This is a genomic window from Paenibacillus sp. V4I9 (assembly GCF_030817295.1).
GTDB lineage: Bacteria > Bacillota > Bacilli > Paenibacillales > NBRC-103111 > Paenibacillus_E.
Map to the genome: position 1 here is coordinate 502870 of NZ_JAUSZE010000001.1, position 23659 is coordinate 526528.

A 23659-nucleotide genomic window follows, 5' to 3' on the forward strand; every position below is an offset into this window, starting at 1 on the left:
AAGCAATTTAAGAGACGTATCTTTATTCTGACTCCCTATTCATGCATACACCTGTTTAGTAAAATTTAAGAAAACAACAAATCAAAGTCAATTCATGAAAGGGGGCATTGCATAACATGTGAGTTAGCAATGGCTCCTTCTTATATTCCATTATCACCATTGGGAGGAAAATATGTTAAAAACCAAGATTAATACCGACATTCAGGCAAAACTGGATAGCTACAATGTTGCCTATACTAAACCAAGCACAATAGGCTCAGCCGGTTCAATGCCTATTGGAAATGGAGATATTGCCTTGAATGTATGGACGGAATGTAATGGGGATCTCTTGTTCTATATATCTAAAACAGACACATGGAGCGAGGCGTCCAGACTATTAAAATTAGGCAGGGTGCGTGTTGAAATTACGCCTAACCCCTTCGCTATAGGTAATGCTTTCTCGCAGATCTTGAAACTACGTCAAGGAGAGATCCTTATTACCGCCGGTCCGGCAGGCCAACAGGTTACTCTCAGGGTTTGGGTGGATGCAAACCAGGCTGTTATCAGAGTTGAGGCATCAGGTCAACAGCCTTTCCAGATGGATGTCACTACAGAGATATGGCGCGATACTGTTATTAGTTCGACCCCTGAAACGAAACATAGTTATTACGGAATAGCTTATTCTGGTCAACCAACACCTTCGGAAAGCGCTGATCAGGTTTTATCAAGAACTAATGAATTGCTATGGTATCACAGGAACAGCAGTTCACCTTACCAAACCACTCTTGATGCTCAGAACTTAAGCGGTTATGAAAGTACATACCCCGACCCCTATATGAACTTGACATTTGGGGCTATTCTGAAAGGCAGCAATATGGTTCCCATCAGTAACACAACTCTTCGTTCAAGTTCAAACGGGACTAATTTTGTCCTTTCCATTTATCCCTATACGGCCCAAACAGACACAGTAGCCACTTGGGAAAGCCAGCTGAGTACCCAAATAAACAATATTGAAGCTACTGATATAGAAACGGCGCGTACCAACCATATGAACTGGTGGGATTCGTTCTGGGACAGGAGTTGGATCTTTGTAACAGGCGATAAGGATGCAACCAATGTAACAAGGGGTTACCTGTTGCAAAGGTTTATGGATGCCATCCAAGGCAGAGGGAAATACCCAATTAAGTTTAACGGAGGTATAGTTAATTTCGATTACATGACTAAAGATGGCAACAATGTAAATGGAGATTTTAGGGAGTGGGGTCCTGGCTACTGGTTCCAGAATACAAGACATATGTACTGGCCAATGCTTGCAGCGGGGGATTATGATATGATGCTTCCGCTGTTTAATATGTATACAAATATGCTCAATCTGCAAAAGGACGTCACGCAACAATATTTTAACCACGAAGGTGCATTTTTTCCTGAAGTAGTCAATTTTTATGGCTTATACCTTAATGATAACTTTTTGAACAGTAGTTCGACACCGAATCCGGGTAACTTGCCGAGGAATAATTATATCAAATATTATTGGCAGGGGGGCATAGAGCTTTCAGCAATGATGCTTGAATATTTCGACTATACGAAGGATCAAGCATTTGCATCCAATACGCTTATTCCGATAGCTGAGCAAGTAGTAAAATTCTTTGATCAGCACTTTACGAGAGAGAATGGGATCATTAAGTTCGAGGGCATTCATTCTTTGGAGACGTATTGGGATGATGTTATCAATCCTACCCCTGAGGTAGCTGGTCTTAGATACATTCTGTCCAAATTACTTGCCTTACCTACAACAATTACAACACAAGCCCAAAGGGATGAATGGCAAAACTGCTTGGATGACTTGCCGCCAATTCCACTTGGGACAACAGGTTCAGCGACATTTATTAAACCAGCCGAATTCTATGCAACAGAGACGAAAAACGTTGAGAACCCTGAACTTTATGCTGTTTTTCCCTATAAAGTGTACGGTGTTGGGAAACCGAATATAGATACAGGTATTACATCTTTTAACAATCGTATATTTAAAGCACTTAACTGCTGGCGTTCTGATGCCATACAAGCTGCCTTACTTGGAATAACAGCCATTGCCAAGGCGGGTGTTATATCCCATTTAACAAACCAAACGGCTGATGTAAGTTTCCCTTCGTTTTGGAATAAACAATATGACTGGATGCCTGATTTGGATAATGGTGGTGTGGGCATGAACGCCTTGCAGTCCATGATTTTGCAAAGTAACGGAAATGAAATAAGACTTTTACCATCCTGGCCAACCTCGTGGAATGTAGATTTTAAGTTACATGCTCCAGGTAATATTACCGTAAGGGGGATCTATGAAAATAGGGCTGTAACTCTATTGCAAGTAGATCCTTCAAGCAGTCTGGTAGATGTCATACAACCAGAATTTAAGGTTTTGTAAGGTCATTGGAAGTTGGACGAGACATCGGGTACAAGTGCGGCTGATTCATCAGACAAATGAGGTCGAGGAGGAAATAATTGGCTGTTCAACTAACGGATAACTATAGCGAAACATTTGTCTTGGATTGGATAGATTAGCGCCAGTCGTTTTGGCGCTTGATTACATATTATTTAATAGAGTAAACTCTAAGTCAAGCGTCTTATCGGTCAAAAATATAGTTGATAAAATCCTTGTATAATAGTTGTTCGTTTGGATAAGATGACTGATAAAACGGTTTGTAAGCTTTGAAAAGAAGAAAAAAAGTAAGAGCTATCTCTAATTCAAAGGGGAAAAGGTAGAGCATTGCGTTTAACGGTATGCTTCTAAAGGAGATGAGAGGCAATATGGTAGATTGTTATTTGGAAGGAATAACACTTTATCTATTCGTAAACAAATGATGCTTAAGCATAAAGAAAAGGTTGAAAAAAATTTGAGACAAACTTATGTTTATTTGGAACAAATTCATTACAAGTTGGCATTTTATGATTTGCAAGAGAAGGAACTGAACATGCTTCCATAAAAAAGTTATTTATTTAGCAGAGACGAATGGTACATATCTAAAGGGAGAGATCATTTATATGGATCAGGATTTTACTAACAGCAATGTCGTTACTGATGAGTTGGATGATGAATGCGATATTAACGTCATGGAAACGCTGAGAGTTATTGGTGGCAAATGGAAGTTATCCTTACTATGGCAAATTAGCGAGGAGAGTAAACGATTTAACGAGTTGCGTCGAGCACTGCCTGGAATTTCTCAAAAAATGTTGACACAACAGCTGCGTGAATTAGAAGAGGATGGTTTGCTACAGCGAAAGGTTATTCCTGATAAGCCTCCCAAAGTTGAATATTCATTAACAAAATACGGTAAAACACTGGATTCATTATTTGATGTTATGTATGATTGGGGAGGACATCACCGAAAAATAATGAGTCAGAACCTACAGGGAAATAAAGTCGAAAAGATCTCAGGATTAAATACCTGAGACCTTTTCGGTGGGGTATTTATTTCTCGCTGTCGAGATGTGCCATCTCCTCAGCATAATATCGATCTCCAGATACGGCAGCCTGAGGTATGGCTGCTTGTATAGCTTCCAGATCCTTAGGAGCCAAATTTACATTTAACGCTCCCAGGGCATCTCTGAGGTATGTGCGGCGCCTTGCGCCAATGATTGGAACAATATCTTCCCCTTGTGAGAGGACCCAGGCTATGGCGAGCTGAGCAACAGTTACTTGCTTCTCTTCGGCAATTTCACGTAAAGCTTCAACAAGAGACAGATTTTTATCCAGATTCTCGCCTTGAAATCTTGGAACATAGCCGCGGAAATCGTAAGGACTTAAGTTGCGTTCTTTAGACCAAGTACCGCTTAATAGTCCTCGTGAAAGAACACCGTAAGCTGTTAAGGATATGCCGAGCTCCCTTAAAGTCGGAAGAATCTTTTCCTCAATTCCACGGCTGAACAAGGAATACTCAATTTGCAGTGAAGTAATAGGATGTACAGCATGAGCGCGTCTTATGGTATCCGCACCAGCTTCCGAGAGGCCAATATGTCGAACGTATCCCGCTTTGACCATGTCTGCGATAGCACCCACAACTTCTTCGATAGGCACGTTTGGATCGACACGTGCAGGCTGATACAGATCGATATATTCTACATTTAGCCTTTTTAATGAATAAGCTAGAAAGTTTTTAATGGATTCCGGACGGGCATCAAATCCCCCCCAGCCTCCATCAGGAGTGCGCAATGCTCCGAACTTAACTGAGATATAAGCTTTATCTCTCTTTTGACCTTGCAGTGCTTCGCTTAGCAGCAGCTCATTATGACCAGAGCCATAGAAATCACCAGTATCAAACAATGTAACTCCTTGTTCGAGTGCCTCGTGAATAGTTGCTATACTCTCCACTCTGTCTGACTGACCATAAAGATCGGACATTCCCATTAAGCCGAGACCGATTGCGGAAACCGAAGAATTCTCTGAACCGTATGATTTGTATTGCATGTGTATTCCTCCTCAATATTTTTTCGTTCGGGTTATGAAACAAAGTATAGAATAAGGTGGTTATTCCTTCAAGGAGGCACTATTTATTAAGATAGTTACTTTGAAGTTACCTTTGTTTTTTAGTTAGATTTTATCGGGTTGAATTCTAATAAACTGAAAATCAATTTGAAAGTACATGCATTAAGATGCCGCTAAATGAAAAACTTATGCCGCATGAAGTCTAATGTGGCACAATTCATGAGAACTGGAATAATGGTGATATAATACTTCTGTAGCCGAAGAAAGTCACACCCAAGAGCACCTAATTTTACTCTATGGGTTGCTTCTTTCTGATATGAGCTTCCCACCATTCGTGCATCATATTGATGATGGACTCCAGGCTTCGCCCGTATTCTGTAATGGGAATATTCAACTTTCGGAGGCACCTGAGGGTATATTACTCGTCCTACAATCCCTTCCTCTTCAAGCTCCCTTAAGTGGGAAGTTAGCATTTTTTGAGTGACACTAGGCATCAGTTGTCGCAATTCATTAAACCGCTTGGTGCCGCCGCGCATCAAATGCAGGAGAATGGAGATTTTCCATTTCCCGATAATCATATCCATAGCGTCGCCACTTCAATATCTGTGCTATCTTCGATAATTCCATCCTCCGAGATCGATTTGTACCTAAGGTATATAGCCCAAGTTCGAACTCTGTTGCCATATTTCATTCGTCTCTTTACGTTTATATATTATGTTCCTAAATTGTCAAAATATGAAGAAGCCACTTTGATGTGGAATAGTATCAAAAAAAGATACTGTTGGAAACAGTGGTTAGGAACAATGCTTAATAGCGAAAGTTTGGCCATTCTAATTAGGAATGGTCTTTTGTTGTGCTTATTACAAACCTTATTTAAGCCATACATAGTCTTTAAACAAAAGATGATAGATACTCCCTCGGCTTAGCTGCTTTTTCAACTCTGATAGTGTTACTTCGCGGAACTTCGCTTGTTCCTCCTTCAGCTCGCACCAGAGTATAGGTTGACTTGATAAAGGCCAGAGAATCATATTGTTCATAATAAGTCCATTAAACACCTTCGGTTTCTTTTTTGAAACTAACACATTGAAGTGCTTACTTACTTTATTAAAGTTATTTATTTATAATAAAGGTATAACATCACGGGAGAGAACAAAACATTATTAGAAGGACATACTAATGACAACCACAATATCATATTCCAAACTGTTAAACCCGAACAATCATGCCCTTCTGCTCATCGATCATCAATACCTGCAATGCTTACGATCCGGTCCCATTATGCTTCAACGGTGATCAACCACGCCAAAGCATTATCGTAAGCCGCAAATATATTCAAGGTGCCGACTTTGTTGACAACAGCATTCGCCGAACGTCAGAATCTCATCAAGGAAATTCAAGGAAGAATTCCCGAATCAAAAGCCAATCGACCGACCACACAGGTTTAAACACATGGGAAGATGAGAGATTCCTAGAGTGTTCCTAGAGTGGGTAAAGAAATCGAGTCATTAGAAGATTGTTATGGCAGGGCTTGGACAGAAGTATGTTTGTTGGTGCCGGTTCTTTCTGCAATCGGTGACGGTTACGAAGTCTAATTTATTACAGACGTTTCCGGCGGTTCGCTGTAGAGCGTATGTTCCAAGCGGGAGCTACCCCAATCACCACGTGGTCCTATGTCAGTGGGCTGCAACGTGATTGGGCGCGGGAGGAAACCACCGGGGCAGTCATGACATTGTTCGAGGAATACGGCGGCGGCTTCGGCCAAGGTCTTCGCTGGGAATGGCAGCTTCTTGACTTAAAAGAGGGCACCCGGTAATCAGATAACAGAAAGAAACGGGGCCTGGACAAGATCAAATTTGTCTCGTCCTTACTTCCCCAAAAAATATTTTTTAAATGGAGGGAAAAATGATGAAAGAACAAACAACAACTGCCGTTTTTCAAAGGGATATCAAGGAACATTGGATGGTTCGATTCGGTGAGAGAGGATTTCCGCATGTTCAACAAGCTTGGGTATTGGATCCAGGTCGATGGAAAGATTGGGATCCATTCATCTTGATGGCGGAAGACTGGTTTAAGCGCGGCACGTTCTCCGATCACCCGCATCGTGGTTTCCAAACTGTCACCTACGTGGTGGATGGAAGATTGGAGCACATCGACAATGCCGGAGGGCACACTCCATTATGGAAGCCGGCGACGTGCAATATATGAATGCTGGTTGGGCGGCCAGACATGCCGAAGAAGCTGTAGATGACGAGATTATCCATACTCTTCAGGTATGGCTTAACCTGCCTAAGTCGTTAAAGAAATCGCCAACTACCTATCAGGAAATCTATGTTGAAGATGTTCCGAGGGTTCCTTTTGATGGGGGAGCTATTAAGGTTTATTCCGGCGAATTTGCTGGTGTTAAAGGACCATTGGAAAGCTTGGTTCCCATAACCATGGCGGAAATTAATTTTGCTCCCGGTGCAGCGTATACGCACCTTTTGCCTGAAAATCACAATGCTTATCTGTATGTGTTGTCAGGAGAGCTTGAGTTTGGTGATAGCAGAACTGTATTGAATAAAAAAAGCGTGGCGTTGCTAACGTTCAATGAAAACGGGGACGAAAAAAATACAAGCGAACTGATAATCAAAGCAAATACTCGCTCAAAAGTGCTTATTTATTCCGGGGTTCCGATTAAAGAAGAAGTCGTTGCGCACGGTCCCTTTGTCATGAACACGATGGATGAAATACAGCAGGCTTTTCGGGATTATCATGCAGGTAAATTCGGTCCTCCTGCGGTCTAAAAGGAGATGTAACTCATAAACATGAATAAATACATATCTGAAGCGGCATTTGATGTGCTTGGCAAACGTTGGACGGGTTTAATCATCAAAAGCTTAATGAAGGAAGGAAATAGACATTACATGGAGATTATTGCAGAAATACCCGAGCTGAGCTATGTCATGCTCTCAAAACGTATAACTGTTGGAATTCGGAATCATTGAAAAGGCATGTTTACAATCATACACTGATACTAATTGAAAATGAATTGACCGACAGGGGCAAAGCACTTGGGCACGTATTGCAAGAGGTAGAAAATTGGGCGGAGCAAGGATGGTTACTTTCGAAGTGTTAGGAGTACAACAAAGAAGAACTTCTAGACCAAAGTGGGTGGAATAGGCCCTCCTGCTGTATGACAGATTGTAACTATAGTAACAAGACAACTACCGAGACTTCATGTCGCGGTAGTTGTCTTGTACACATATAATCGCTTGAAAATAATGTCCAGCAGCAGTGACGCTTACCGCTTTTTAATGATCATCAGCTAATCGAATTCAACGTTAGCTAATTTGATATTAAAATTTTCTTCAATCAACGAATAATCGATTTTCAATTTCCGCAGATGAATTTGGTATTGAATCATTTCAATAAATTTAGTGTCTAATTTTAGTTTCGTAGCCTCATTTAAAATATTTAACAATTCTTCATCCGATAATGACCACACAATTTGTCACCTCTAATTGAAATCGCCTTTTAGCTGCTTGTTTATCCACGAATACGATCACTTTTATGTATCTTACTGTATGAGTGATGCGGAGTTAACTTTATATTCAAATTTCATTTTTATTTCTACTCAATATTTTTTCGTTCGGATTATGAAACCAAGTATAGAATAGGGCGATTGTTCCTTCAAGGAGGCACTATTTAATAAGATAGTTACTTTTAAGTTACCTTGGGTCTTTTTAATTAGATCTTTTCGGAGTTGAATCCTAATGAACTGAAAATCAATTTGGATGTATATGCGCTGCATGATAAAGCAAAATTTACTGTTTCACCGCTTAGTTGATGCCGGAAACATTCGTCTAAGTTTATATCCCGCTCGTTCAATTCCTTAACGATATCAATTCCTACATATCGTATATGCAAAGTCTCATTTTTATAGCCGGTAATGTCTGTTTTATTTTACGGATAGCGGATAATAAAGCCGTATTACTAGGAATGCTCTGCGATCCTCAGCCACAGGTGTATCGGCAAAACAATCCTTACTAGCATATTTACCTTCTGAATTTAATTTTCTTGTTCATTCAAGGATTTCAATTTCCCTGGGATGATTCACAATCGAGATCAATCGAGACAACCAGTAATTGTTGGATAAATATCGTCACATTTTGGAACAATATCCCTATAAATATAAGAAAGGAAATTCTACCAATGAACCTGGAAAAGAATGATGAACATATAAATAACCTAAAAAAAATGGTGAATTCATCTGATTTTATATTTTATGAGAATAGTACATCTATTCTTCCGTTTACGATTAGCTATTTTAAAACTTTAATTAATCCAACTATTTTACATGAAGCAATCTTGCCTCACCTCAATTTTAATGGGAATCAATCGTTAGTCGAATTCTATGCTTTATTACCATTTACTGAAAAATTGATGACAGCAGAGTGGGAAATAATTGAGGAAAAATTGCTTAGAGGGTACGTTGCTATTTATTTCAAAGGAAAGGATAAACAAGTTGTATTAGTAGATGGAGCAGAAAATAAAGGTAGATCCGTTCAACAACCTGAAATTGAATTTAGTATAGTTGGGCCAAAAGAAGCACTTGTAGAATCCTTAGAAGTCAATTTGAATTTGATACGTAGAAGACTGCCTGTTCCAAACCTTAAAATGAAGGAACTCTCTGTAGGTAGCTTATCGAAATCAAAAGTGGTTGTTTGTTATTTGGAAGGGATAACTAATGAGGATTACGTGAGAACTGTTACAGAGAGAATTGAGGGTATAGATTATGATTTTCTTTTTGACACCACGATGTTGTCACAAATGATTGAAGGAAACACGAAATCGATTTTCCCTCAGCTGTTGGAAACGGAAAGACCGGATCGTATATGTTCAGGTTTAGGATTAGGACAGGTTGCTATCTTAATGGATGGTTCTCCTGATGCATTGCTCGGTCCAGTATCGTTAAATTGGTTTTTTGTGGCATATGAAGATTATTATTTGCCTTGGAATATCGCATCTTTCTTTAGGCTAATAAGGATTTTTGCAATTATTTTCTCCATAGGTGCTTCATCACTTTATGTAGCCGTGACCACTTATCATTACGAAGTAGTTTCTACTACTTTATTAAGCACGCTGATTTCGTCTAGGGCAACAATTCCATTACCGCCAGTTATCGAAGCAATTATTATGGAATTGACTATTGAACTTCTGAGGGAAGCAGGTGCGAGATTGCCGGCTAGAGTTGGACAAACCATAGGAATAGTGGGAGGTATTGTAATTGGGACTGCAGCTGTCCAAGCGTCACTCACTAGCAATATACTGTTAATTATTGTTGGATTATCTGCATTGGCCTCTTTCACTACGCCGATTTTCAGAATGAGCACGACTATTCGCTTACTTCGTTACCCTCTGATATTAGCTGCACAATGGTTGGGATTGCTCGGTATATTTATCATTTCTGCTTTCATTCTCATACATCTTTTGAGGTTGAAAACGTTGGGATCACCTTATTTGGCACCTATTTACCCGTTTCGACGTTCTGATTTAAATGATTCGTTGGTTCGTCTTCCCTTTTCGAGTTTTTCTAAGAGACCACGCTCCTTACGTACACAAAATCCTTCCAGAATGAGTTCAGATCTAGATGAAGAATGAGGTTGTAAATTATGGGCAATAACATCAGTGAAAAATACTTACTTTCGCCTTATATGGCCTTTTTTGCAGCACACTGTATGCAATTAGGAGTAGGCTTTCTGACATTCCAAAGTGCGATTACAAAGATAGCTGGACAGGATGCGTGGATTGTTGTCATATTAAACGGTCTTATTTTTCATGTAGTCATTTGGATGATGTATCGAATATTAAATTCAGAAAAAAAAGACATTATATCCATCAACCAAGTTTTTTTCGGGAGGTGGATTGGTAATTTATTGAATCTGTTGCTTATCGGATATTTGCTTCTTTTCGGTGGTACTGTGCTTGGAACATTTATAGAGATTGTTCAGGTATGGATGTTTCCTGATTTGGATACGTGGATTCTTAATCTGGTGTTACTTCTTCTTGCCAGCTATGCCGTTTATGGCGGGTTAAGAATCGTTATCGGAGTTTGTTTCTTTAGTTTATTTCAATATCTGCTACTTTTTATTTATGTATTTCTTGTACCTTACTTTCATATTAGCAACTTCTTACCCATTATGGATCATAAGGTAGTTGAACTAGCAAAAGGCTTAGGGGAAACAACCTTTATTTTCCTTGGAGTGGAAGTCATATTAATTTGTTATCCATGGTTTAAACAGCCGCAAAAAACTGAACGTTGGGTGCATTTAGCTAATTTAGCCGTTACCTTTTTTTACCTGAGTGAAATTATAGCTTCATTAGCATTTTTCAGTAAAGATCAATTAATTAAACAAATATGGCCATCAATATCTCAATTCCAATTCGTACAGCTTCCGTATATTGAACGTTTTGAAGTTGTGGGTGTCTCTTCTCAGTTGTTGCGCGTTCTGCCTATTCTATGTTTATGTCTATGGTCCGTGAGCCGAATCACTAAATTAATTACCAATATCAGATTAACTGCTACGGTTCCTATTTATGCAGTTCTGTTTTTTATTCTTGTGTCCTTACTGTCTCATCTTAAAGTTATAGACAATGCACGTCTTTTGCTGTCTTATACCGGCATGGCGATTGTTTATGCTTATATTCCCTTCATGTTTTTACTTGTGATGATAAAGAAGGTGAAAACTGAATGAAACGATTTACTCTGATTGTAATTGTTATTTTTATTTTTATAATTGCTCTGATAGGTTGTGTAAATAAATCAATCATTGATCGAGTTTCAATCCCTCTTGTTATAGGTGTGGATAAAGGACCAAAGACGACAATGATACTAACGATTTCAAAACCTCAATACAAAGGTAAGGACACGATCACAAATGTTGAGGCAACCGCCGTTAGTCAAACAATTATAAACGCAAGAGGAATACTTCTGGAAGAGGAAAACACGCCTATATTAAGTGGAAAGCTATCCGTCCTACTTTGTAGTCGTCAGCTTGCTAAAGAAGGACTTGAAAAAGCTATAGATATGGCCTTGAGAAATCCAAGAGTATCTAAACGTTTGCAATTAGCAGTGGTAGATGGACAAGCTAAAGAGTTATTAGAGGCAAATTATAGTCATTCTGTGGAAAAAGGCCATTATTTGATTCAACAATTCAATAGTAATATTAAAGAAGGACATTTACCAAGGACAAATTTGCATACTTTTGAATATGCCTTGTTGGGTAAAGGGATCGATCCGTATCTGCCGCTTGTAAAATTAGAAGAGGGTAAATTTAAAATAACGGGTCTAGCTTTATTTCAAAAGGACAAGTATGTTGATTCCTTAAACAATAAGGAATTAAAATTTTTTAAATTGCTTGTTGAAAAAAAGAATCACGGTACATATGAAACGAAATTAAGGGAAGATGTATACGTCTCTGTACAGAACGAACAATCCAGTTTTCGATATAAAGCGTCATTTAATAACGTAAACCCTGAAATTGACATTAAGCTTAAATTGAAAGGGAGCATTTTAGAAAGTGCGGGTTTCGAAATAACAGATAATGACAGACAACATTTAGAATCTACATTTAGTAAAGAAATTGTTAATGCAGTAGAGGATTTAATCCATAGATTTCAAAAACTAGGAATCGATCCACTGGGTCTTGGTAACTTTGTACGAAGCAGAACAAGACATTGGGACGAAAATATATGGGAGGAGCAGTATCCGAATATAAAAATAAAAATAAATGCCGATGTTAGCCTTATTGGGGAAGGTGACAGAAAGTAATATGTAGACAGGATAAAGAAATATAACCCAGTATGTGATTAAACTAACGGAAACGATAGCACAATGACGAACAGGCTGCCGGCTTCTTCATCGGCGGCCTGTTCAACTATCGGGCAGAATAATTGAATAACATATGGTGAAAATGTATATATAAAAAATTTATAAGGGAGTTCTTATGGATGGATTTTGGAATAAGGCATTCAGGTGGATAAACATCATTTTCATCCCTGCAATTACAATTTTGATTTTAGCGATTACTGGCTATAGATTTCACAAAAATGAATTAGAGACAAATTCCCCAGATGTTATATTTTTAGTGGCACTATTGTTTACCCTTATCATAGTAGGTAAAATCCGCAGAATCATAACGTCAGGAAGTCTTTTTATGTCAACAACTTTTTTAAATATATCGATAACAGCGATTGTTGTGGTATCCGTTTATAGCCAACATTATTTTGGATTTAAAGGTTTGCTGTTTGAAGCAATATTGCTAGTGGTGTTGGTGATGCTGTTATATGGCTTATATAAAATTATTCATAAGGAAACGTGATTGAAGTTAGTTCGGCGTTCAACTAACGGATAACGATAGCACAATAAACTATACCACGAGGCTGCCGCGTTTTGAACGGCGGCCTCGTTGCGCTAACGGGCAGGATAGTTCAAATAAAGTAACGAATTGTTGATAATTCACATTTCTTCGAGAAGGGGATTTATTAAATGAAAAGAGTAGATGTTGCCTACGTGCTTCTCTTTGATGAACAAGGAAAAAATGTATTGATGGTCAAAAACAAGGGTATGAAATCTTCCTACTATACACTTCCTGGTGGAGCAGTAGAACGGGGAGAAACACTTGAAGAAGCTGCTATTCGTGAGGTAAAAGAAGAAACGGGCTTAGAGGTTGAATTAAATGGTATTTTCAGTGTAAGTGAAGCGTTTTTTGTAGATAGGGAACATCATACAATTTTCTTTACCTTTAGAGGGAATGTAATTGGTGGAGAAATAAATATCTCATTTCCAGAAGAAATTGAGGAAGTTACTTGGATGGAACCTCAAAGAGCAGAAGAATACATAAATATACCAAGTGAGTTAAAGGGATCAATAATTGGTAAATCATCAGCACCATATGTACTCAGAGGAACTATTAATCACAATTCTTAATACAGTTTGTTGAAGTAACGAGGAACGATAGTGAAATTAAGCAGACAGCCGCGGCCGTCTGCTTTTGTCATTGAAGTAACGGGCAGGATAGTACGATAACCTAAACGAATATGTATTAAATCAATGTCTATGGCTTTTGTTTCCTTACAATTAATTAGAATGAGTGGTGTTAATGAAAAAGAAGTTAGCGATAACCGGAATTGTTGTTTGTACCCTTATTGTTTGCATCCTAACTATAAGTTTATATGTATGGTTCTCATTCAAACCGGGATTTGTATATGAAAATGGAACATGGAATTATGTTTCCTATGATGCGGGAGCTGGCAGAAGAGTTAGTCCGATCAATGTAAAAAAGGATGAATTCAAGGTTTTAAAGTACAGTGATTTTGCAAGAGATAATAACAGTGTATTTTTTAAAAACCATAAAGTAGAAGGGTCTGATCCGGGAACCTTCAAAATTATTAGCACCAAAGGCAGATATCATTACGCAAAAGATAAGAATAATGTATATATTTACGTTAGTAATGACTGGTCAATATTTAAAGTAATCAATGCAAACCCAGATAGTTTTAAAGTACTGGAGTATCCTTATTCAAAAGATAAAAACGACGCATACTGTGGTAGCTTACCACTTTTTGTAGATGATGTTTCTAAATTTGAAGTCATTGAGGGAGCACGTTTTTCAACTTCGTCTTCGTTTGACAGCTTCTTGGGTAAAGAAAATGACCCGAGAGAAAAATCATCAGAGTATGAACGGAATAAGCACGAATATAATCGTAAAAAGTATGGGTTTATTACTGAGAGTGTTATTTATTCTGAAGATGGAAAAGCAAAAACGGATAAACTTACTTATACAGGATATAAATTAGTGGAAGATAAAAGATAAAGAATAAGTAAGATTAATAATTATTGAAGAAAGATACTGCTGAGAACCATATCATTCATTCAACTACCGGGAGACGGTAGCGGAGTTTGGAGGCTAATTAATGTCTGTTAGTATGTTTAGAATGAATCAAGAGGATAATTTATTTGAACTAGGTTTTGAAATACCAATTTCTAACGAAGAATTCTTTACAAATTTTTGGCAACCAGCTATTGAGGAGTTAAAAATTTATGGTATTCAGAATGGAGTAGAAATAAGAAAAGAACAGTTGGAATCTACACTTCTGGAACTAAAAAATGATTTGGTATATATGGTGACAACGATTGATTTGCTTATTAAAAAGTTACCTTTAGCTTTTAAAACAGAAAATACCATTTTGTGGATTGGGTAACTTAATTCTTATAAAGACTCGTTGCACTAACGGGTACGATAGCTCCATGAGTACATGACGAGGCTACCGGGTATCAGAGTCGCAGGGGTTTTACGTAATGGTGATAAAATTCTTTTTCAAAGAAACAAGAAAGGTGACGCTTGGGTCTTACCTGGCGGAAGAGCTGAGGTGAATGAGCCGACGGAGGAAATCGTCGTCCGTGAATTCTTGGAGGAGTTAGGATTTCAAGTTGTCATCGATCGACTTATCGCCATAATTGAAAATTTTAATGCCTACGAGTATGAATCACTTCACGAATTCGGAATGTATTACGAGGTCAAGTTGCTGGGACAATTACCACATAACAGCTGAGTTCTCATTTTATGAGGACTCAGCTTTTCTAATAAAGGGAGGGGCAATCATGGTAGTACAGAAACGTCTCATTTATTATATTTTATTAGGAGTTTCGGCTCTTATATTATTGTACTTTTTTATCACTTTGATCTCGAATCGAATTGATCCAGTCGGTAGTAGTGTGACAGAAGAGGCTTTGATACATGACCTCAAGATTATTGCAGCAGATAAAGTATCAGTTGAACGAATAGACGTAATTAGCAACAATAAATCAACTAAAGAGGCTATCCCCGAGAGGGATGGAACAATTGATGAAACAGCAAAGGTTTTATACGTAATATCAAAAACCAAAGATAACAGAAAGCTGAACCATGTCTACGCCGCCATGGAGATGTTTATTTATATGAATGAAAGACAGGTTCCTTTTAAGGTGAAAGGAATTCAGTTGGGAACCACTCGTAAATATATGGTTGATCAGTTATGGAAAATTACTGTTACTCAGGAAGAATTCAATGAATTATATGCAACTGTAGATAAGAAAAATCTCACAAACGAGCAAGTCGTACAATTATTGGGTGATCAGTGGACCAAAAAACATAATTACAAGGGCTGGTTGAAGTAACGCAAATCGTTCAAAGCGGGGATTCCCCGCTATTTGTTCTTCCAGACAGAAAAGATCAGGCGAAAACATATTGTGATCCCTTCGATTTGTTCCAATACACGTCTAATATGAAACTTTTTAAGGGAGTTGGCAATGGTGAGCTTCGCAGGTACTCCCCTTCTTCTTAGAGCATTTTCACAGAAAAGAACAAAGTGGAATCCCTTAATAAATATAGGATTCCACTTTTTGAGTTTTTCCTTTTAGGATTAAGTGGTTTAGAAAAGGTGCTGATATTTTTGGCTTTATCGGATAGAACAATTCAGATGGAGTCACTGAAAAACTTAACGCCATCATATATTTGGAATATTACCAAACAAGTTATTAATCAATGCCCTCGATGCGACATTAATTGTTTCAATCGAAGAAAAAGAAATCGCACGTTTTGACCTTTCTAAATCTAAATGAATGTAAAAAAACGTTGAACTAACGGATACGATAGCTCAATAAACAACAAGTGAAGGCAGCCGTCGGATTGGAACGGCTGCCTTCTCCGCTATCGGGCAGCATAGTGGAATAAATTGTATGTTATAATTCAAGTTATAATGTCCAATTGACTGTGGTTTCCTTTAAGAATAACGATACCATGTTTCATGAATTTAGAATAAAACAAAGGTGATTTTATTGGTGTTAGATTGCACGATTAGGAGGAAATGTTTATCATCGCTCAATTGGTTTATATCTTGCATTTTATTTGAAAATCATCGTAAAAGTTCCTCACGATTTATTTAGTCGGTTGTGCGTCAAATCCATGCTATATGACATTTTTTCAACATGAGCAACCAAAGCACGATAACTCGTATAAATACCCTCTTGATGTAAGCCCAGTATAAGTGTTTAGAACGACATTCGCATTTTTTACACTGCTAATCAGTTACGCCTTTATATAGATGTAGAATTTTTTCTTCAGGACTGTCTTCTCTTTTGATCAATTCAGAAAAAGCTGTCTTTTTTTTCACACCCGTTTTTTGTACACCCTCATTGCAAAGAAATATGCTATGAACAAAATCCCTACGCACCACGCAAGAGCGATCCATATATCATTGCCCACCGGCTGACCTGACAGTAGCGCACGGATGGCTTCCACTATCGAGGTCACCGGCTGGTTTTCTGCAAAGGCTCTAACGACCGACGGCATCGACTCGGTCGGTACAAACGCCGAGCTGATAAACGGTAGGAAGATAAGCGGGTAGGAAAAGGCGCTTGCTCCATCTACTGATTTTGCGGACAGTCCGGCAATCGCCGCGACCCAAGTTAATGCCAGCGTAAACAGCGCGAGTATGCCGGCTACTGCAAGCCATGACAATATCCCTGCCGGCGAACGAAAGCCCATAATCAACGCTACGAGAATGATGACGAGAACCGATATGGCGTTGGATACCAGCGAGGTCAGCACATGCCCCCACAGTAAGGTGGAACGTGAAATCGGCATGGAGTGAAACCGCTCGAATATGCCTCGCTGCACGTCGATAAACAGGCGATAAGCCGTATACGAAATCCCGCTTGCAATAGCAATCAGCAGGATGCCGGGCATCAAATAATTCACATAGTTGTCCGTACCGGTTTGAATGGCACCGCCGAACACATAGACGAACAGCACCATCATCGCGATCGGCATGATGGTGACCGTGACGATGGTGTCCATACTGCGGGAAATATGGCGCATGGAACGCCCAAGCATAACGCCCAGATCGCTGAAAAAGTGTTTCTTTACCGTCTCCATTTATTTTCCCTCCTTTTTGCCGATGATTGCGAGGAATATCTCCTCTAATGTCGGCTGTTTTTCAACATATTCCACCTTTGCGGATGGGAACAGCTTTTTTAGCTCCGAGAGTGTGCCGCTGGCGATAATCCTACCCTCGTGCAGAATGGCAATTCGCTCGGCAAGCTGCTCAGCCTCCTCCAAATACTGCGTGGTTAGGAGTACCGTCGTGCCGCCGTCGGCAAGCTCCTTGACAATCTTCCAAACCTCGATGCGCGCCTCGGGGTCAAGCCCAGTGGTCGGCTCGTCGAGGAAAATGATCTGCGGTTTTCCCACAAGGCTCAAGGCGATGTCTAGCCTGCGGCGCATACCACCCGAGTAAGTAGACGCCCTGCGGTCGGCGGCGTCTGTCAAGCCGAAGCGTGTAAGCAAATCGTCCGCAACCTGACGCGGATTTTTGAGGTATCGCAGTTTGGCAATCATAATCAGATTTTCCCGTCCGGTCAAAATTTCGTCCACGGCGGCAAATTGCCCGGTCAGACTGATCGCCTGCCGCACATTCTCGGGTTTTGACGCAACATCGAATCCGTTTACGGTGGCGGTTCCGCTGTCTTGTTTTAGCAGCGTGGAGAGGATTTTGACAACCGTTGTCTTGCCCGCCCCGTTGGAGCCAAGTAGGGCGAAAATACTACCTTTTTCAACCTCAAAATCCACGCCCTTTAAGACTTGATGCTGCTTGTAGGATTTTTGCAGCCCAATCACTTTAATTGATTTGTTTTGCATAAACTTCCTCCTCCTTATCGAACAGTAACCTTAGACAAATCGGCCCCCATGCCCTTAAGAGAGGCATAAGTCAACTTATCCATCATTGCTCCGTCAAAGCAGATGGTTTTGATGCCACGGTAATACTTATTCGTCAACGAAAAGAAAGCCTGAAAAGAGACATTCTTGAGTGTAGCGCCCCTAAACGAAACTTCTTTTAATGCCGACTTGTCAAACTTAACACCGATAAAGGTTTGCCCGTCAAGACGCAGCCCGCTCAGGTCGGAATCTTTGAAGACCACGCCGTCAAAGATACAACCTTCAAAGATTGTTTTTCTAAGGTCGAGCTTGGTTAGCGTGACGTCGGTCAGTTTTACGCCTGTGAATTTTGCTCCGTCCAGCCCCGAAGTGCTGAAGTTAGTACGTATAAGGATCGATTCATTGAAGCTCGCATCCGAAAGGTCTAGGGAGGATAGGGTACAGTCAGTCAGATTCGCGCCGTCAAAATTGGCTTCACGTGCGTCGCTGGCCTTAAACGAACTGCCGGTCAAGTCTGCGCCAGCAAAGTCGGAACCGCGTAAAGCGCTCGCTGTAAAATTTCCTTTATGCGCAATAACGCCCGCAAAGTCGCTCATTGGCAAGTTGCTCGCGCTAAAGTTTGTCAGCACCTGCCGCTCCAGCGAGCGGGAGAGGTTCGCCACCTCCAGGATTGTTTGTTCGATGTCGCCGATGCTCTCAATGGTCATCTTAAACGCTGTTTCATCGTCTTTGCCCTCGACTTTCAGTTCACGATATCGCTCCTGCAAATCGGAGTGCAGGTCCGCCTTTAATTCGGTGACGCTTTTTACCCCATCATATGGCGTAAAAACGCCGTTCAAATAGTTCGTCAATTTCGGATTCATCTCATCCAATCTCCTTTATAATAAATTTTCTAGCACGCGCTTCGAATACTCCCAATTCCTTTTGTTGCGGGCGTATATATCCTTGCCTTTTTCGGTAATCCTAAAATACTTGCGCCTTCCGCCCTGAGATTCATCGCCCCAATACCACTCGATATCGCCGTCTGTTTCAAGCCGCCGGACGCTGGAGTACATCGTGGCTTCCTTTAATTCATACTCGCCGCCCGAGCGCTCGGCGATCAGTTTGACAATTTCGTACCCGTAGCGGTCAGCTTCGGATAAGAGCCGTAAAATCATCGTATCGGTATGTCCGCGAAGCAAGTCGGATGTAATTTTGTTCTCGCTCATTTCATCACCTCCGTGTTTTTATAATATGACATACTACTATGTCTGTCAAGGTACTATTATAAATAAAATACCTTGTTTAAAGAAAAGGTATTTATTCATACAATACATAGGGATCCTCATTTAGATCTAGGGATGGACTCGATGAAGTTTCGTATAGATAATACGGAAGCTGCAATGCTCCTAGATTACAAACATACTAGGGACTATGGATTGCTTCCAAATTGGCAACATGTTCTTCGTTGAGCTAACGAAGAACGATAGCCTAGGACAACGGGCTAACAACTTAAAGTTTTTTAGAAGGGACGAGGAAAAAATTAGAAAAAAATTTTCCACTGAAAAAGCAGAGTTGTCAGATACAAGAGAAAAACAGTATCGACAGGATTGTTTAGATATTGTATTTCAGTTCGGTGATACCCTAAAAAATATAGATGATAAAGTGTTTATAATAAGGAACGATCGAGATATTGAAACCAAATAAACAAAAAACATTCTGGTATGAAACTTGGTTTAATATAAAGGATTTCTACGGAGTATAAGCAATTATTGCTGCATGTACTGCTACGCTAGACGGAGAACGATAGTTCAATAAAACAGCGGCTGCCTAGGACTTTATTTCTCGTCCTTTGCAGCCGCTGTTTTGATTTTTGGGATCATACGATTACTAATTTTTCGGAGTCAGACGGTTTTGTAATTCGTAAAACGTGGATTTAACACATTCAACACCCCTACTCCTCACTAACTCCTTTCAATCGTGCCAAATCCGCATCGTACCAATGCCAAACCTCGGGATGAGCAGTATGCAAGTGTCAACAAATTTTACGAGGACTGGCGGCGAGTTACTTTTTCCGTTCCGGCACGTAACGCTGCACAAAGCGAAATACCAGAAGGTTCAAGACAAAAATGATCAAATAGATCGGACCCGAGTACCACAGCTTCCAGCCCTTATAGGTAAAGGCGTGAAACCAGTAGGTTGAGATTCCTTCGAGCCCAACCGTTACTAGGCTGAATAAGAGAATATATCCGAAGAGACGCCATCCCGCAGGCATCCATTTTTTATAAAAGTGCAGCATGAAAAACAGTGTAGGCGGATAGGTAAACAGATAGAGAATGATATCGAACCACTCGAATTCGGGCCGATCGCCGAAATCGTAAAGATCGAATGGCTTGACGCCGATGGAAAAATCGGCTGTAAATGCCAGCAATCCGTTAAACAGCCAAATGATAAATATGCTGACGAAAGACAGGCGGTTCGGCAGCAGCAAGAAAATACCCCACGAAACCACGGATATGATCAGGATGAACCATTCGTTTGCATCAAAGCGAATCGGAGGATACAGGATCATCGGACACCTCCTGCCATCGTAAAAATTCTCGCAATAACGCGAGAAACATAATGTAAATGGCAAGTAACGCAACATCTCTGATCCATACGTATTCCCATTTCCATTTAACAAATTGAACGGTGCCGCTTAGATGATACAAATACTGCACGCCCCAAAGGAGAACAACGGTGACTGCCAATGCTATCGCTTTAAGAAAAGGCTTTCCTGATTTGGAAAAGAGCACAAATAAACCAAACAGAATAAGGAGTGGAGCGAGGATAATCTGTTCCAGCTTCAATGCAATAAATTCGAGCGGATTGTCACTTACATTCACCAGCCGCAGGTTCACGGTCAGTATGGCATAGGAGAACTGCTCTAGGGAAGCTACTAATAAGCCGCACGACAATATTTCCAGCGGATGCAGCGTCTTCCGTAGAACAGGAATCAATGCGATGCCGATCATGCTGATAAAAAAAGCGATAAGGAGAGTCAGCATTACAGGGTCCCTTTCAGGTTGCGATTATCTTCTTACCATGCTCCAATTAATGGGGAAATATGTAACTTCGCGGTGCAGAGAGCTCAGGGTGCTTTTGGTTTTTGTAGGTTTTTGTCGGGTGACAAGAACATAGTCCGATTAAGAACCGCCTAAATAGTGGTTTTTTTTATTTTATCGGTTCAAATACTAACGCAGAAGAGAGTTCATTAATCTCCAAGAATAGGGAAATTTAAATGCAAAATTCAAGACTTAAATTAAAGTATATTTGCTCGAAATACCAATTCAAATATTTAATGATTTTATTATTTGGATTTTTTTGGATTAGTGTGCCGAGTATTATTAATCATAAAATTATTGAACTTAATGGTTTTGAAAAAACTGTATATTTTTGGGGACTTCTTTGTTTAGGGATTTTTGTTGTTGGTGAAATAATCATTCGAATAATTCAGATGCTTGTATGTAGAATTAGAATTGAAGATTTCATTGTATTGTTTTTTTGCTTGGTGTATAACAACAACACTTTTCTTATGGTCATTTTTCAAGTATCTAAATGTAGGACTTTAATTGGAGTTAATTAAGGTACTATCATGCTATCGGAAACTTTAGCTCAATAACCGTGAAGAAAAGGCAGCTGCTATGACCGGCTGTCTTTTCCCGCTATCGGGCAGGAAAAGTTTTGGGCAATGATTTCTACTTGATCAGATTTCCCGGGAGAAGCCTGAATGGCTTGGCTGCCCAAATCGTTTCTTGTGGCGAAGCCATAGTTTAACACCTTACATGTTTGCGTTTGAAACCAAGTTGCCCTTTATCTACTGCCTTTTGAATATTTTCGGAAGCATGTAGGAAACTGCTTTTTTTCTTGTCCCGTTTGACTTCTACTGGGTCTACTGCCTTTGCGGTCTCGACCGCCTTATCATGGAGCGGTATATAGGATACCCCCACTGTGTAAATAAAATTATTCATAGCGTATTTAGTTCTTTCGGGAGAATCGTGAATCGTATTTCTCACGATTTCAAGCATATTGGCAATTTTGCTTTCGGAAAATTCACCGTCCGGGCGATTACCCAAAAGCCAGCAGTAACAACTCCAGCCCGCTGACATTCTCAGTTCTTCGCCGCTTGCGATCCATTTATCGGCAACTTCTTGAGCAATATCTGTTTCTGCCAAGGTTACTGCAACCACATAATCGGACAGCATATAAAAATAAGCCGCATCCATCCAACGCTCAAAATCCGCTTCAGTCATTGCATTTGGGTCTGCAATTATGCCGGCAAAGTACATTGCGTCGTAATTCCCTGTGGTGTAAAGCTGTTCAGCCAAAGGTTGATTAATTTTAATTTTCTTGGCGATGGGCTTCATATCGCCTGTAGCCACGCCAAAAAGCGGTTCTTGCGCGCCATTGGATCCGTACATTTTCTTGGTTCGTTCCTTGCCGAGAGCTTCAAGCTCCTGTATAACCATTTCTAAATTCATTGTTTAACACTTCCTTCTAATTGGAGGTTTTCCTCTAAGGTTTATGCTATCTATTAAGACTATATCAGATTTTGTAAGTATTTTTAATTGCACTTCCATCTGAGCAGGAAGCAGATTCAGTCGGAGACATCCGCACCACCCAACCGGATGTGACCAGGTCATTGAGCTAAACGAGCAGTTAAGTTTTAGAACGACCAGTGTTAAAATGAAAGAAAAAAGAGGTGCTAATATGCTCTTTAACGATTGTATGAATGAGAAGTTTCCTGACTTAAAATTAAGACCACCTCTTTTTTATAATTGGGATATAGGTATTAGATTTGAGCTGGGCAATCCTGATGAAAATAAGGATGTATTTTATATGGAGCGTGTCTATCAGCGTTCTTTATCACTTTTCAAAAGTCTTCATTCTCCTGATGAAGATATAATTATAGTTGCCAACGTACACCATGCTGATGAAAAAAAATTACTTAAAAGACGAAAACTAAAGATATTTAACCACTATATAAAATACAAAGATGTCTTATTTAAATTACAACACAAGGTTATTCCTTATGTCTTTGAAGACGTGTACGACATCTACGACTTTGAAACGCATAGATACACACTTCGATGCAAAGTTTCTGACGTCAAGTATATTAACTTAATAAAGGCAATTTGTAATCAGGACATGGATATAAAACCAAAAATTTATCACGATATATTTTTTATCAACACTACCAACGATACAATCTTTCATATTTATGATGACAGAGGTTGTGATGTTATTGCTTCAGGTAAAGAATCTATAAGGCATTTGTATAAAAATTATAATGATTGGATTTTAGATTATGACAGTGTTGAAATTAATAAGATATTCGAATAATCACCGTGAACGTATTCAACTAACGCAGAAGTACGACAAGTTCTGCCATAAGCACCAGACAGTGTGAAAAGCAGAAGATTACAAGGTGTAATCTTAACTTTACAAC

23 protein-coding genes and 2 pseudogenes are annotated in these 23659 nt (G+C 39.7%); 15 read left to right on the plus strand and 10 right to left on the minus strand.

What is annotated here, in order from left to right; genetic code table 11:
• The first annotated feature begins 172 nt into the window (after positions 1–172).
• The gene (locus QFZ81_RS02350) at positions 173–2398 is read left to right on the plus strand and encodes a DUF5703 domain-containing protein (RefSeq protein WP_307601309.1); all 2226 of its coding nucleotides are present in this window, start codon (positions 173–175) and stop codon (positions 2396–2398) included.
• Positions 2399–3015: 617 nt separating this feature from the next.
• Positions 3016–3423, plus strand: a complete 408-nt coding sequence (locus tag QFZ81_RS02355; protein ID WP_307448654.1) for a winged helix-turn-helix transcriptional regulator — start codon at positions 3016–3018, stop codon at positions 3421–3423.
• Between the two features lie 19 nt (positions 3424–3442).
• On the opposite strand, the gene QFZ81_RS02360 is transcribed toward QFZ81_RS02355, so the two are convergent.
• A complete protein-coding gene (locus QFZ81_RS02360; protein ID WP_307448651.1) occupies positions 3443–4438 on the minus strand; it encodes an aldo/keto reductase in 996 nt (331 codons plus the stop codon).
• Positions 4439–4745: 307 nt separating this feature from the next.
• Positions 4746–5040 (minus strand): annotated as a pseudogene (locus QFZ81_RS02365) (winged helix-turn-helix transcriptional regulator).
• 1318 nt (positions 5041–6358) lie between these two features.
• On the opposite strand from QFZ81_RS02365, the pseudogene QFZ81_RS02370 reads away from it, so the two are divergent.
• From QFZ81_RS02370 to QFZ81_RS02380, 3 genes and pseudogenes are all read left to right on the plus strand, one after another.
• Positions 6359–7239 (plus strand): annotated as a pseudogene (locus QFZ81_RS02370) (pirin family protein).
• A 21-nt stretch (positions 7240–7260) separates the two neighbouring features.
• The gene (locus tag QFZ81_RS02375) at positions 7261–7440 is read left to right on the plus strand and encodes a winged helix-turn-helix transcriptional regulator (RefSeq protein ID WP_307448642.1); all 180 of its coding nucleotides are present in this window, start codon (positions 7261–7263) and stop codon (positions 7438–7440) included.
• A 44-nt stretch (positions 7441–7484) separates the two neighbouring features.
• On the plus strand, positions 7485–7571 hold the full coding sequence (locus QFZ81_RS02380; RefSeq protein ID WP_307606813.1) for a hypothetical protein: 87 nt from the start codon (positions 7485–7487) through the stop codon (positions 7569–7571).
• Between the two features lie 189 nt (positions 7572–7760).
• Here the strand turns inward: QFZ81_RS02380 and sda are convergent, their stop codons facing one another.
• On the minus strand, positions 7761–7940 hold the full coding sequence (gene sda / locus QFZ81_RS37210; protein ID WP_373462708.1) for a sporulation histidine kinase inhibitor Sda: 180 nt from the start codon (positions 7938–7940) through the stop codon (positions 7761–7763).
• Between the two features lie 707 nt (positions 7941–8647).
• Between sda and QFZ81_RS02385 the strand changes: the two genes are divergently transcribed.
• From QFZ81_RS02385 to QFZ81_RS02425, 9 genes are all read left to right on the plus strand, one after another.
• Entirely contained in the window at positions 8648–10096 is a 1449-nt protein-coding gene (locus QFZ81_RS02385) for a spore germination protein (protein ID WP_307448636.1), read from the plus strand.
• Between the two features lie 11 nt (positions 10097–10107).
• Positions 10108–11190, plus strand: a complete 1083-nt coding sequence (locus QFZ81_RS02390; RefSeq protein WP_307601311.1) for a GerAB/ArcD/ProY family transporter — start codon at positions 10108–10110, stop codon at positions 11188–11190.
• Positions 11187–12266 (plus strand): Ger(x)C family spore germination protein, encoded by a 1080-nt coding sequence (locus QFZ81_RS02395; RefSeq protein ID WP_307448631.1) that lies wholly within the window; start codon positions 11187–11189, stop codon positions 12264–12266. Before QFZ81_RS02390 ends, QFZ81_RS02395 begins: the two co-directional genes overlap by 4 nt.
• A 175-nt stretch (positions 12267–12441) precedes the next feature.
• Positions 12442–12816, plus strand: coding sequence for a hypothetical protein (locus QFZ81_RS02400; protein ID WP_307601313.1), 375 nt, complete (start codon positions 12442–12444; stop codon positions 12814–12816).
• A 167-nt stretch (positions 12817–12983) separates the two neighbouring features.
• Positions 12984–13424: an NUDIX hydrolase gene (locus tag QFZ81_RS02405; protein WP_307448627.1), complete on the plus strand. Its 441-nt coding sequence runs from the start codon at positions 12984–12986 to the stop codon at positions 13422–13424.
• Between the two features lie 172 nt (positions 13425–13596).
• Positions 13597–14310: a DKNYY domain-containing protein gene (locus QFZ81_RS02410; RefSeq protein WP_307448625.1), complete on the plus strand. Its 714-nt coding sequence runs from the start codon at positions 13597–13599 to the stop codon at positions 14308–14310.
• 100 nt (positions 14311–14410) lie between these two features.
• On the plus strand, positions 14411–14698 hold the full coding sequence (locus QFZ81_RS02415; protein ID WP_307448623.1) for a hypothetical protein: 288 nt from the start codon (positions 14411–14413) through the stop codon (positions 14696–14698).
• A 54-nt stretch (positions 14699–14752) separates the two neighbouring features.
• Entirely contained in the window at positions 14753–15049 is a 297-nt protein-coding gene (locus QFZ81_RS02420; protein ID WP_307437994.1) for an NUDIX hydrolase, read from the plus strand.
• Between the two features lie 49 nt (positions 15050–15098).
• Positions 15099–15653 (plus strand): hypothetical protein, encoded by a 555-nt coding sequence (locus QFZ81_RS02425; protein WP_307437995.1) that lies wholly within the window; start codon positions 15099–15101, stop codon positions 15651–15653.
• Positions 15654–16644: 991 nt separating this feature from the next.
• Here QFZ81_RS02425 and QFZ81_RS02430 read toward each other — a convergent pair.
• The 7 genes from QFZ81_RS02430 to QFZ81_RS02460 all read right to left on the minus strand — a co-directional run bounded on the left by QFZ81_RS02430 (position 16645) and on the right by QFZ81_RS02460 (position 22691).
• On the minus strand, positions 16645–17412 hold the full coding sequence (locus QFZ81_RS02430; protein WP_307448621.1) for an ABC transporter permease: 768 nt from the start codon (positions 17410–17412) through the stop codon (positions 16645–16647).
• Positions 17413–18174: an ABC transporter ATP-binding protein gene (locus QFZ81_RS02435; protein WP_307448620.1), complete on the minus strand. Its 762-nt coding sequence runs from the start codon at positions 18172–18174 to the stop codon at positions 17413–17415.
• A 14-nt stretch (positions 18175–18188) separates the two neighbouring features.
• Entirely contained in the window at positions 18189–19055 is an 867-nt protein-coding gene (locus tag QFZ81_RS02440; RefSeq protein WP_307601316.1) for a pentapeptide repeat-containing protein, read from the minus strand.
• A gap of 15 nt (positions 19056–19070) precedes the next feature.
• A complete protein-coding gene (locus QFZ81_RS02445; RefSeq protein ID WP_307448616.1) occupies positions 19071–19400 on the minus strand; it encodes a PadR family transcriptional regulator in 330 nt (109 codons plus the stop codon).
• 836 nt (positions 19401–20236) lie between these two features.
• A complete protein-coding gene (locus QFZ81_RS02450; RefSeq protein WP_307448615.1) occupies positions 20237–20743 on the minus strand; it encodes a hypothetical protein in 507 nt (168 codons plus the stop codon).
• Complete coding sequence (locus tag QFZ81_RS02455; protein ID WP_307448613.1) at positions 20715–21218, minus strand: hypothetical protein; 504 nt, start codon at positions 21216–21218, stop codon at positions 20715–20717. The genes QFZ81_RS02450 and QFZ81_RS02455 overlap by 29 nt, the downstream gene beginning before the upstream one ends.
• Before the next feature lie 765 nt (positions 21219–21983).
• Positions 21984–22691 carry a DNA alkylation repair protein gene (locus QFZ81_RS02460; RefSeq protein WP_307448611.1) on the minus strand — a complete coding sequence of 236 codons (708 nt, stop codon included), beginning with the start codon at positions 22689–22691 and terminating at the stop codon, positions 21984–21986.
• A 229-nt stretch (positions 22692–22920) separates the two neighbouring features.
• Here QFZ81_RS02460 and QFZ81_RS02465 point away from each other — a divergent pair, with 229 nt between their 5' ends.
• Entirely contained in the window at positions 22921–23553 is a 633-nt protein-coding gene (locus tag QFZ81_RS02465) for a DUF3885 domain-containing protein (protein ID WP_307448609.1), read from the plus strand.
• Positions 23554–23659: the final 106 nt, after the last annotated feature.